This is a genomic window from bacterium (genome assembly GCA_021159335.1).
In the GTDB taxonomy this organism is placed as follows: domain Bacteria; phylum UBP14; class UBA6098; order B30-G16; family B30-G16; genus JAGGRZ01.
Window position 1 is genome coordinate 1 of the sequence record JAGGRZ010000159.1, and the last position, 12,645, is coordinate 12,645.

Annotated in this window: 7 protein-coding genes; all 7 read left to right on the plus strand. The window is 45.8% G+C overall.

Annotated elements, in window-relative coordinates; translation table 11 throughout:
• Window positions 1–5,462: T9SS type A sorting domain-containing protein (locus J7J62_08925; GenBank protein ID MCD6125275.1), on the plus strand; the 5,462-nt coding region annotated here is incomplete at its 5' end.
• Between the two features lie 160 nt (window positions 5,463–5,622).
• Window positions 5,623–6,018, plus strand: a complete 396-nt coding sequence (locus tag J7J62_08930) for a carboxymuconolactone decarboxylase family protein (GenBank protein ID MCD6125276.1) — start codon at window positions 5,623–5,625, stop codon at window positions 6,016–6,018.
• Window positions 5,993–6,610 carry a methyltransferase domain-containing protein gene (locus J7J62_08935; GenBank protein MCD6125277.1) on the plus strand — a complete coding sequence of 206 codons (618 nt, stop codon included), beginning with the start codon at window positions 5,993–5,995 and terminating at the stop codon, window positions 6,608–6,610. The genes J7J62_08930 and J7J62_08935 overlap by 26 nt, the downstream gene beginning before the upstream one ends.
• A gap of 23 nt (window positions 6,611–6,633) precedes the next feature.
• Complete coding sequence (gene truA, locus J7J62_08940) at window positions 6,634–7,377, plus strand: tRNA pseudouridine(38-40) synthase TruA (GenBank protein MCD6125278.1); 744 nt, start codon at window positions 6,634–6,636, stop codon at window positions 7,375–7,377.
• Window positions 7,374–8,342, plus strand: coding sequence for a flippase-like domain-containing protein (locus J7J62_08945; protein MCD6125279.1), 969 nt, complete (start codon window positions 7,374–7,376; stop codon window positions 8,340–8,342). Before truA ends, J7J62_08945 begins: the two co-directional genes overlap by 4 nt.
• Before the next feature lies 1 nt (window position 8,343).
• Entirely contained in the window at window positions 8,344–10,005 is a 1,662-nt protein-coding gene (locus J7J62_08950; protein ID MCD6125280.1) for a hypothetical protein, read from the plus strand.
• Between the two features lie 75 nt (window positions 10,006–10,080).
• A complete protein-coding gene (locus J7J62_08955; protein MCD6125281.1) occupies window positions 10,081–12,630 on the plus strand; it encodes a hypothetical protein in 2,550 nt (849 codons plus the stop codon).
• Window positions 12,631–12,645 lie beyond the last annotated feature (15 nt).

Genomic DNA, 12,645 nt, shown 5'->3' on the forward strand with positions numbered 1-12,645 from the left:
TTTACGCTTACTACAATGATGATTGGAGCCAAGATAGCTCACTTAATGTCGCTGTTGGCTTGCACGAGACAGTATATGTTGACCTTTCACTTCGGGAATACCTGGTTGTTCCACTGTTATCCTTTGATTTTGAGGAGAATAATGGAGGTTTCGTTGCTTCTGGTGGAACACCTGGTTGGCAATGGGGTGTGCCCACCTCTGGTCCTGGTTCTGCTCATTCGGGAAGCAAGTGCTGGGGAACCAATTTGAGCGGTAACTACAGTGACCATTGTTGGTGGGAGCTTAAATTAAGTGTTGCAAGTATTTCGAGCAGCATTAATGAACTTTATTTCTGGAGTTGGTTATATACGGAGTCTTATTTTGACGGTGGTTCTGTGTTCGGCTCAACCGACAATGGTGTTACTTGGTTCCTCCTGCGTCCAGATTCGCCAACCTATAATTATAATTGCTGGTGGTCTGGATTCCCCCTGCCGCGTCCTTCCGGCAATAATTCATATAGCGGTTCATTCCGCAGTTGGCGACAAGTGCATATAGACCTACTGCCGTATAGAGGAACATTAACCGATATTATGTGGGTACTCCATTCAGATTATATTTGGAGTTGGTGGCCCGGCTGGTACATAGATGATGTATCAATAAACACAAGAACACTCGATTACGGAGTTATAAGAGTGAAGGTTCATGTCGGTGGTGAGAGGAATCATAGTGGTGTTATGGTGCATGTTGGCGGCGGCATCGTCAATTACGACGCTACAACCGACTCTATAGGTTTAATAGATTTTAAAGCACCATTCGATACTTACTATGTGTGGGCATACAAGGATTACCATTGGACTGCGGACACAGAAACAAATATTGTTATCTCCTCAAGGTCTGATACTGAGGTGGTCGAGTTATACCTCGACAAGCTGCCGTATGTGACGCTTTACAAGAGCGACTTTGAGGATAACGATGGTAACCTCGAAGCTGAACCGCCTATGGGCTGCTGGGAGTGGGGTACACCCACTGCTGGTCCGGGCGGTGCACATAGCGGAGATAGGTGCTGGGCTACTGTTCTTGATGGCAACTATGGTTATGACTCCGATTGTAAGTTGATAACACCAAGGCTCAATATGGCTTATGTGGATAGCCCCGCATTCCTAAGCTTCTGGCACTGGTATCATGAGGTTGGCTCATACCGTCAGGGTTACGATGGCGGTAATGTCAAGGCGTCAATCGATGATGGCGATTCATTCTATGTAATATATCCATCTAATGACACATATGATGATACGCTTTCATTCTGGTCAAAGGGTCCTGCTGGTGAACTGTGCTTTACTGGTTCATCGGACTGGAAATTTGCTGCCTTCGATATAACTGATGAGACAGGTTATACACAGGTTAAGTTCATGTGGCATTTCGGCTCGGATAATATCAATAACGATTATGGTTGGGCGGTTGATGATATTGAGGTATCAGGGAAACTCGCTAACTTTGGTGTGATTAAAGGCACGGTCACACTTGTCGGAGCTACTAACATGGCGGGTTCAAAAGTTATAGCATTGGGTGGCGATGTGCCCGCCGTTTACTATACTGACCCCGATGGTTCATATAAGCTGTTTGTCATGCCAGGCACATACGATGTTGCTGCAAGCCACGGCTTAGCTTGGACAACTGACACAGCCTTTGCAGTCAGTGTGGGCGCTGGCGACACAGTAATAAGGAACTTTACTCTTACGGGCGTTCCAGTAGGCTATGTTGAGGGATATGTTAATTTGGTTGGAATATCCGATAATTCAGGCGTTACCGTTAGTCTCCTTAGCACTCCATTCACTACTACTACTAACTACTTTGGCTATTACTTCTTCGGACCAGTTCTCCCTGGCATATATGCTACAATGGCTTCCAAGCGAAGCTTCGTTACCAACGCTTCGAGGTTGTTCGAGGTCGTGGCTGGTGAAACTACATTGGTCGATACTATAAACTTGTATCCAGGTATTCAGGAATTCGACTTCGAGGATGACGATGGCGGGTTTGTTGCCTCTGGTGGAACACCTGGTTGGCAGTGGGGTGTGCCGACATCCGGTCCTGGTTCTGCTCATTCAGGAAGCAAGTGCTGGGGAACTAACTTGAGCGGTAACTACAGTAATCACGCGTGGTGGACGCTTACATTCCATGTTGCAGATATCGCAGACTACATCGAGGAACTGTATTTCTGGAGTTGGTTGTATACGGAGTCTTATTGGGATGGTGGTTCTATATTCGGCTCAACTGATAATGGTTCCACTTGGTTCCTCCTGCGTCCGGATTCACCAACCTACAATCGTAGTTGCTGGTGGTCTGGATTCCCCTTGCCGAATCCCCCAGGTAACGAATCATACAGTGGCTCGTTCCGTAGTTGGCGTCAAGTTCACATAGACCTGATGCCATATAGAGGAGTATTAACCGATATCATGTGGGTGCTTCATACGGACTATTCAGTGAACTGGTATCCTGGCTGGTACATAGATGATGTCAGGCTTGTCGGTGACTTCCCCGTGCCTGAGGTTATCGAGGGCTGCGTTAGAGGTTATGTATATGATGCCGAGACATACTCAGTGATACCGAATGCCACTGTGTTCCTGCAGAATAAACATACTACAACGAACTCTGTTGGAGCATTCATTATATGTGGTCTTAATGTTGGGTATTATCGAGTCTTCGCGTCAAAGGCTGGTTATGTAACAAATTACGAGTGGGCTATTATTGCTAAGCAGGATACATTCGGTCCGATTTACATACCGCTTTCTCGTCCGCAGTTCGGTCCTGAGACTGATACTTCGACATCAACATACGATGGCTTTACACTTTACGGCGGACTTGAGGATTACACAATGTATGGAAGATGGGATACAGTTTATTTCGAGATTTGCAATCCATACGACCATCCGGTTTATGCTGAGATTTGGCCTTATGCCTCATCAGGTCCTACTTCCGGCGGAACATTCCTCAGAAGTGCAAATAATTCTAATACAGTTGCAGTTTCCAACAAGGTTTACAGATTCCAGTCCATATCTGAACTTGAGCAGTATATAAAGAAGTATGAAACGGTATTCAAAGCCGAGAATCTCGATGTTGCCGATGCTCAGCCTACTGAACTTCCGAGAGTAGCTGCTACTATGGCTGCTGGCGACTGCGTTGACTCCATGTATCTGCTCGTGCCCACTGTTAATATGCCGTGGGGATTCGGTGCTGTAGGCTGGTTCACTAACTACAGATACTGGGTGAGCAGCATTTACCACACATTTATGCACCAGAATGTTGAGTTCAATCCTGCGACCAAGACTCCGACTGGTGTGGTCTGGCAGGCTAATTGGATGCCGCCACCAAGTGGGTCAAGTTATCTGCCTTATCCTGGTGATATGGCGTATGATGGAAGATATATCTGGCAATGCAAAGTCGCTGGCTATTATACCAGACGGAATAACATTTACGCATGGAACCCCAATACTGGTGAGATAGAAGACTCGATTGTCGACCCCTATGGAGTTTGGAATTATAATATAAAGACTGGTCTTGCCTACGACCCTGCTGAAGATGTGTTCTACATGGGTGACTGGTATGAGCACATTCTGTACAAGGTTGCTGGTAAGAGCTGGCCTACACCAGGTGCTATAATCGCTTCCTGGAATATGGCATCTGCGATTACTGCTGGTGGTACAATAAATAATGGTATGGCTGGTCTCGGATTCAACCCGACAACCAGAACGGTCTGGATTGCTTGCCGCAACCCACAGAACGAGATAATCGAGTTCTATCCGCCTTTTGACTCCGTTATAACGAGATTCAACAACACTCATGCACCTGTTGGTAACAGTCATGATGGCGCGGATGTTGATGCTAACGGAAGATTCTGGGTAGTATGCAATGAGAATCAGTGGGCATATGCGTTCGATACAAGACACGGTTCGATACCGCCTGGTGTTAAGTTCTCGCCGGATTCGTTAACAATTCCTGGTAATAGCTGCGTTAAGGTTTACATAACATCCTCGCCCGTGACAGTTCCTGGTCAATACACATTCTACCTTGCGCTTTACTTCGAGCATTCGAATATACCGGTGCTTTACAGGATAAGGCTTAATGTTTCGCCTTATGTTGAGTACGGCTGGAACCTTATATCCTGCCCTGTTAATGCGGTGCCGAACAATGTTTACATGCAGCTTTCCGATGATATTGTTCCGTTCTCTACTGATGCAGCAAGCTCACAGATTTACGCTTGGGACGCTAATACTGGAACATATTATGTGCCTACAGGCTTCGAGCGCGGAAGAGGTTATCTCCTTTGGTCATATGTGCACGACGAGGTTCCTTATGACATCACTGGAACTCCTTACTACTCGCCGTTCACGATGAACCTCAATTACTCCGCAACATCCACGAGACCTGGCTGGCATCTCGTTGGTAACCCGGTTAACACAGAGGTGGATTGGGATGCTGTGGTCAACGACCCGGCGTTCACCGGACTTGACAACACCTACTATACATGGTCCACCACTGGTGGCTTCGCGTTCTATTCGCCGGGTATGCCCGGTGGTGCTCCGAGATTCATCGACCCATACAAGGGATTCTTCGTGAGAGTTCTTCCTGGTGCTACTGGAGTGCTTCCGATAAACAATAAGAATATGACGCATCCCAAGGAAGAAGAGGTTGCTGAAACTAATGACCTCCTACCGTCGTTCCTGCTAAGACTTTCGGTTAACTCTGGCTCAGTAAGCGATTACTGGAACTACTTCGGTGTTCACTCTGGTGCTTCCGATGGGCTCGATGCTACATATGACGCTGTTGTCCCGCCATCGTTCCCGAGCATTGGTCCTTCGGGCGACAAAGCTTACTTCGTCCTGGGTTCGACAAATCTCAACAGGGATATTAAGGCACTTATGACCAGCAGCACATCCAAGACATGGACATTCCAGATTTCTGGATTCACTGTTGGTTCCAGCGTCACTATAAGCTGGCCAGCCCATCATACACCGAGCTCGATTGATGCATCCATGGGAATTAATGACATCTATTCTGGCTATTCGTTCACACTATCCGACCTTGCTTCTGGAACAACAATCAACATGAGAACCACGACGAGCTACACATTCACCTACACTGGTCCGAGGACATTTACCATATCGGTTGGCGCGACTCATCTCGGCTCCGGTGTTGCCAAGCTCCCGAAGACTGTATCGCTGTTCCAGAACAATCCTAACCCATTCAATGCGGCGACCAAGATATCGTTCTATCTGCCCGAAAAGTCCGATGTCAAGCTTGAGGTTTACACCATAGACGGTAAGCGAGTGAGGACGCTGGCGAGCGGCGAGTTCAATATGGGTATGCACACGCTCGTCTGGGATGGCACCGATGATAGCGGCGAAGAGGTTCCGAGTGGTGTGTATCTGTACAAGCTTACTGCGGGCAAAGTCACAAGGACGATGAAGATGATGATGGTCAAGTAATTGCTTGCGGAAAGCTGGAGCTGTTTTGGCCCCCTGTCTTAAGGCAGGGGGCTTTTTATTTTGATGGGTTAAATTTAATATTACTTGCAGTTTTTTGTTGCGACATGAACCGAACCCGACATTATTAGGGCTAATGTTATTGACTCAAAGGAGGACGAGAATGGAGGAGGAAGCACCTCTTGCAGAAAGTGCGCACAACAAGCAGAAAATGATTGACAAAAAACTTCGGAAGTTCAGAAGAGAAAGCCCTGAGGTTATAGAATCGTTTCTTAACTTCTGGCGGCAGGCTAAGCAACCATCAGCTATCCCAGAAAAATATAAAGAATTAATACAGTTTGCAATCGTTCTGGCGTCGCATTGTGAACTTTGTATATACAAGCATGTTAAGTTGTGTCTTCTTGCCGGGGCTACTCGCGCCGAAATATTTGATGCCGCCGCACAAGCGTTGGCTGTCGGGGATAGTATAGTTTATGAGTATCTCGCCTATGTCGTTGATGCGCTCGATTATTACGAACCTGTGATAAAAGGCAATGAAAACCTTTCGGGGAAAACCTGAGGAATACGAGAAGTGGTATTACACACGCTATGGGAGCAGAATAGCCAAAAAGGAGCTTGATGCAGTAGTTTATCTTGTAAGTGGGCGAAAACTTTTGCTTGATATCGGATGCGGCACGGGTTTTTTCGCAGAGAAGCTTTCATCGTTGGGATATAAGGTATTCGGCGTGGATGTGGATGAGGAAATGTTAAGATTTGCGAGCCTTAAACCCTCACTTTCGGGAAAACTTGTTCGTGCCGATTCAGCCAGCCTGCCGTTCAGTAAAGATTCCTTTGATATCGCGCTATTCATCACATCTCTTGAGTTTATGGACGACCCGAAGGCAGCGCTTTGTGAATCCGCGCATTGCGCAAAAGAGATTATAATCGTTGCACTTAATAAAACCTCGCTTAAAAATTTAATTCTCTGTGTAAAATCTCTTTTTTCCGGGAAAAAATTCTACGAACTTTCTGCTAACACCTTATCGCCCAAGATGTTGCGCAAGATAGCTGGTCAATGTGGATTGACTGTGGAATATTGCGCATATTTGACCAAACCGCTTGGACTGGGTCCCCTTTCGCCTGTTTTGGTAGCAAAACTTGTTAAGAAATGAATTTTTGGTTATTTTGTTTTGCGATGAATGAGCTTACCCACATCCTGCGAATCAGTTACGATGGCACGGAATATTTCGGCTGGCAGAAGCAACCTAATGTGCCAACTGTTCAGGGGGTTATTGAGCAAAGTTTGAGAAAGCTTTTCGGAAAAGAAATAAAAACTGTTGGTGCGTCACGGACTGATAGAGGAGTTCACGCTATTGATCAGGTCGTTTCTTTCGTTGCCCCTAAGCGATATGAACCCAAAGACCTCATGCGACGGCTTAACAAAATGCTTCCAGCCGATATAGCTGTATGGGATTCTATTGTGACCGAAAAAACTTTTAACGCCCGATTCGATTGTGAGGGCAAAATTTATCGTTACAGGATTTTCAAAAGGAAGAAGGCTCTTGAGGCTCGCTTTGGCTGGTGGTATGAGGGAGAATTGGATATCGATTTGCTTAATAATCTTGCCGAATCAATTCTTGGCGAGCATGACTTCCGCGTTTTTTCGATCCAAAAAGACCTTCCAGAGAATCCGAGGTGCACGATATTTGAGGCATACTGGCGTGAATTTGAGGACGAATTGCAATTTTTCATCTTCGGCGACAGATTTTTGCATAAAATGGTTCGTTCGCTTGTAGGGTCAATGGTGGCGGTTTGTGGTAAACAGATTAGTGATACTGATTTTAGAAAAATGCTTTACGAGAGGGTCAGAGTTTCCGAATTCAGAAATGCCCCACCTCACGGGTTGTGTCTTTTAGAGGTAAAAGCGAGGTTGCCGTGAACCAGACCACGAAGAACACGCTTCTTACTACCATTAAAGCGTTGGTTAGCGCTGGATTAATTTACTTCCTCATAACAAGAATCGACCTCGTTGAGTTTATCGCCAACATCAGGCGATTTCCCATGCAACTCTTTCCCGTTTTTGCTGTTCTATTTTGCGCAACGATTCTCATAGGTGGTTGGCGGTGGTCAATATTTCTGAAACCTTTCGGAAAAGTGCCATACATAAAGCTTGTTGGGCTTTATTTTGTTGGCTATTTTTTCAATAATTTTTTGCCCTCAGGCGTTGGTGGAGATGTCGTCAGGGGATATATTGCTGGCAAGATGCTCGGTGATATGTCGAAAGCTTATTCGTCTGTGGTTGCCGAGCGCGTTGCAGGAATACTTGCGACTATATCTATATCCCTTTTTGCGCTACCTTTCGTGCGATTCGAGCCCGCCACTGCATATTTCAGCGTTATTGTCGGTGTCGTGCTTTGGGGTGCAACTGTTTTCTTCCTAATAGTAAAAACTGAGAAAGCAGTATCAAAGATTTTGAGTTTCCTTCCCTGGCGACTTGGAGAAAAGGTCTCAAACTTTGTCGCAACTTTAAGGAGCTATCGTCACCACGGGCGGATTCTTTTTCTTGGTTTCATTGCGTCCGTGGCGTATCAGGGAGCGTTGATTACCGTTTTGGTTTTCACGGCTAAGGCTGCTGGCTCGAGTTTGCCGATTATGGTTTATTACCATACTGTGCCGCTGGTGTGGGTGATAAGTCTGCTGCCTATATCTCTTAATGCACTTGGAGTTCGTGAGGCGAGCTTTGCGTATTTCTTTCAACTTTTCGGCGAAACCAAGGGCAAGGGGCTTCTCGTTTCGTTGTCGTTCTTTGCTTACTCGCTTATAGCTGGTATGGTAGGCGGAATTCTTTTTGCTGTCTGGGGGAGCGAGAGGAAAAAGGAGCCGAACAAAATAATTCGGGAGTAAAATGAGCGACCGAAAAAGCTTTTTAACCTGCGTTGTATTACTTTTCTTCGTTTCTCTATTAATACTCGTTATTGCTTGGGTTAAAAATATCACCACCTTAACCTTCCCCCTTGACGATGCTTTTATTCACGCCGTTTACGCAAGGAATTTGGTCAGAGGACATTTCTGGGAATTCAACATCGGTGAGCGTGCCACGGCAGAGACCGCTCCATTGTGGGTTTTTGCGCTTTCACTACCGTATGCCTTCGGTTTAAATGGATTTTGGGCTGCCTTAATCGTCAATGGAGTTCTTTTCGTTTTGTTAGGGGTAATAATTTATCGATTCGCTCTCTTCGTGGTTGCAGATAGAAGTCTTGCTTTGATTACATCCATGCTTGTAGCTTGCACGCCATCCATCGTTTACGCCGCTTTGTCGGGGATGGAGACGATGCTTTCAGTTATCCTCGTGTGGAGCGCACTTGCCATGTTCGTAAGCAAAAAACCTGATTACGCATTGATTTCCTCGATTCTTGGAGTTTCTGTGTGGGCGAGGCCCGATTATGGACTTTTATTTGTTTTGTTCTGGTTGTTCGCTGTTCCGAGGAATCACAAACTCAAATCACTTGTGGGATTGATACCAATTGCCGCTTTTGCAATGTTTCACATTCTGCTTTGGGGTAAACCTGCTCCTGAGACATTTTACGCCAAAGTTTCCGATGAGGGACTTATTTGGGCGCTAAGGACTGGTAATTTGCGAGAAATATGTTTGTCGATTTTCTTCTACCCCGTAAGGTCTGTGGTATCTGCGCTTGGAGCGTTTTACCCGTATATACCACCTATGGCGCTTTTCGCAATTGTTGGAATCTGCTACATCGTGCGAAAAAATATAAAAAAAATGAGGCAATTAATATTAATAGCACTCCTTTACATAGTCTTTCGCGGAATCCTCATAACGCCAAGTGCATATCAATGGGGACGATACATAGCGTGGGTTTTCCCGCTCATGGTATTTGTTGCAGCAGTAGGATTACAAAAATTCAGATACAGAGCCATTGCGTTAAGCCTCGCTTTGATAAGTTTGGCTGCGTTCTTTTTGTGGCGGTTCTGGGCACCCTGGCTATCTGATGCCGTTCTTGGCGGAAAGATAATGATGCCAGGGAAAAACATTCTTTTTGGCTGGTCATACTTTCCAGAATTATGGAGTGTAGTAGCATTAGCAAGTTTTTCTGCTTTTTTACTCGTTCTTCTGAGGGATAAATTGTTGGTTTTTACCGGGATTCTCTTCATCGCAATGTTTCTTTGCGTTTACGGTGCTGGGTTTTCCATAGCGCTTGACATGCACAAAATTTCAGGGCTTCAGGTTAGTTCTGCGCGCTGGTGCGGGGAAAATTTGCCAGCGGGAACGAGAATTCTCGTCCATGATATAGGTGCTGTGGGGTTTTACGCGCCAAAGCTTGTTGTCAGGGATATCTGGGGAATACTGACCAGTGAAGCGCTGGTGCCCGAAGGCGGTGCAAACCCTATTTTGGCACTTAAAATTCCGCATAATTATTTTCTTACTTTTGAATGCTACGACCCCAAGACACTTGGCGTGGACTCGTTATACACGCCTATCAAAACATGGTGGGTCGAATATCCAACTGTGGGTAGGGATTCAAGTATTACTTTGTGGCAGAGAAGGTAAGGAATTAATTAATAATGTTGTGAGCGTGACAATGATATTATAATATTTTATTTGGTCTATGAAAGGAGGGGCATTGTGAAGCGGGCATTTATTTTTTTGCTTATCGTTGGGATTACTGTGTCTTCTTTTGGCAGAGCGATAACGATAAAGCAGGCAAAAAAGAGGAATCCAGAGGTAAAAAGGCTTTTGAAAGAGGCTGAAGGTGAGCTTGCTGAGTGGGTTGATTCGCTAATTAAGTACATGCCCACCATTGACCTCGTCTCTCTGAATGCGGACTCGTTTATCGCGGACCTTAAAGCGTTAAAAGTTGTTCGCGATTCGCTGCCTTGGGGAAGAAAAATTCCTGATAATTACTTTTTCCACTATGTGCTTCCATATAGGGTTTCTCAGGAACCTCTTGAGTATTTCAGGAAAAATCACTGGCGTGAGCTATTGGAGCGGGTGAGGGATTGCGAGAATATCAAGGATGCAGTGCTGAGACTTAACGAATGGGCGTATGAAATGATGAAGTACGAACCTACCTCGCGATGGGACCAGACAGCGGAGCAAACTATAAAGCGCGGAATAGGTAGGTGTGAGGAGATGGCGATACTCTTTATTAAGGCATGTAGAACGATGTGTATACCCGTAAGAGGAACCTACACACCTTATTGGCCGTTCACCAACAGTAATCATGCATGGGTTGAGGTTTGGACTGGTGATAAATGGTATTTTCTTGGCGGTGCCGAGATGACCCCCCTTAATGATACTTGGTTTGCTGGACCATCAAAAAGAGCAGCGGTAATAAAAGGCGTTGCGTGGGGTGTGCTTGATTCCGCCGATGCACCGATATATTACAAAGGAGATGGATTCACGATTTTAAATTTGACGCCGAATTATTCTGATACAACGGGCTTGTGGGTCACCGTTGAAAATGAAGATGGCACGCCTGCTGAAAGCATTGATGTCTGGATTTCGGTTTATAACTATTCCTCATTAAGAGCTGTATCTCACCACTACACGGATGGAAATGGCATGGCTCATTTTGTTGTCGGCAAAGCTGACCTTTTCGTCTCAGCGGGGAAAGATTCAGTGTGGGACTATCGAATTCTTAGGTTTACTGAGGGGAACAATGTTGATACTGTGAAATTAAAGCTTGAGCGAATAAGCCTTCCAGATACGATGTTCTGGTTGCATGTCAGGAAACCGGTCGAGCGGAAGCGGGATACGACATACAAACCACCGGAAACATCAAAGTTGAAGCATAACTTACGGCAGGAACACCTTAGAGCCGTCTGCAAAAAAGTCCTCGCGAGACTGCCCGATTCCACGGTTGAGGCGCGGTTTCTCAGAATAATGAACGATGCCCGTGGAAACCGCTGTCAACTTATGAAATTCTGGGATGCCCACCAAAACGAACGAGAGGAGGTGCTAAAACTTTGGGAATCCATGGCAAAGAAGGACCTTTTGCTGCTCGATTCCTTGGGCTGGGAGACGCTATGGTCTCATGTTAATGAACGGAAAAAGCTTTTTGAGAAGCGCGGATTCACAGAGGATTCGTTGTTCTGGGATTATGTGGCAAATCCAAGGGTTTTGTTTGAGGACTTTGCCGATTGGCACGATGCTGTCTGGGAGAAGTTTAGTAAACTCGCCGAACTGCCTGTGGACGAATGTGCTGCGAAAATTAGGACATTCATAACCAAAAAGCTTGATACACTCTACGACAAGGACTACTTCGGTGGCATGATGAATCCTGCTGAAGTGTTGCGGGCGAGGACAGGCGGTCGAGCGGAGAGGCTTGGGGTAGCTGTGGCTGCTATGAGAGTCCTTGGTATTCCAGCACGAATAAGCTGGGATTACAGAGCATGTGAGTACTATGACGGGAAGGACTGGCACAGGATAGATATAGCGCCAAAAGAGGAACAAAAAGAAAGAGAAACTGGATTCGTTAGGGCGATTTTCCTTGAGGATGGCAAACCGCGCACTGATGTTGACTATTACGAAAATTTCTGCATCGTAAAAGTAATTGATGGAAGAATTTCCGACCTAACCCCGCCGAAAGACACGGTGGATTCGTTCGTCGTGTTTAAGGATGTTCCGACCGGCGACTATGCTATAATAACTGGTTGGCGGAATGGTTTCGGCGCACCGTTCGTTAGAGTAAAGCCGTTTTCGGTTAAGGTGGGCGAGACGACATTCGTAAAAGCCGAACTCGGGATGCCACCGATAAACATGATAAAACCCGGAGACCTTGTGATCCACAGGTTCAAGAAAATTTCAGATACGATGATAGTGGACATCCATGGCAAACCGTTAGGTAGCGATTGGAAAACCGGAAGGAAATTACTCGCATTTTTTGACATTGAGCATGAAAGCTCCATTTCTACTATGAAACGACTCGCTTCGATTCAAGGGATTCCGATGCTTCTCTTTGTTGCTACAAATGATGCTCAATCTGCCGAAAAGTTCTGCGAACAAAACGGGCTTTCCGGGAGAATATTCGTTGGCACCGATAAAGACCTTAAAAAGGTGCTTAGATACAAGCAATTACCATCGATATTGCTTCTTGAGGATGGAGAACCGATAATGTGGGTCGAGGGACTCAACCTTAATGTGGATAAACTCGTGAGAACATTGGTAAAATAAATATTAGATTTCGGT

What these genes read in the sequence shown, in the direction of transcription:
- J7J62_08950 (MCD6125280.1), top strand. Translation starts at nt 8,344, where the DNA reads ATGAGCGACCGAAAAAGCTTTTTAACCTGCGTTGTATTACTTTTCTTC.
- truA (MCD6125278.1), top strand. Translation starts at nt 6,634, where the DNA reads ATGAATGAGCTTACCCACATCCTGCGAATCAGTTACGATGGCACGGAA.
- J7J62_08935 (MCD6125277.1), top strand. Translation starts at nt 5,993, where the DNA reads ATGAAAACCTTTCGGGGAAAACCTGAGGAATACGAGAAGTGGTATTAC.
- J7J62_08930 (MCD6125276.1), top strand. Translation starts at nt 5,623, where the DNA reads ATGGAGGAGGAAGCACCTCTTGCAGAAAGTGCGCACAACAAGCAGAAA.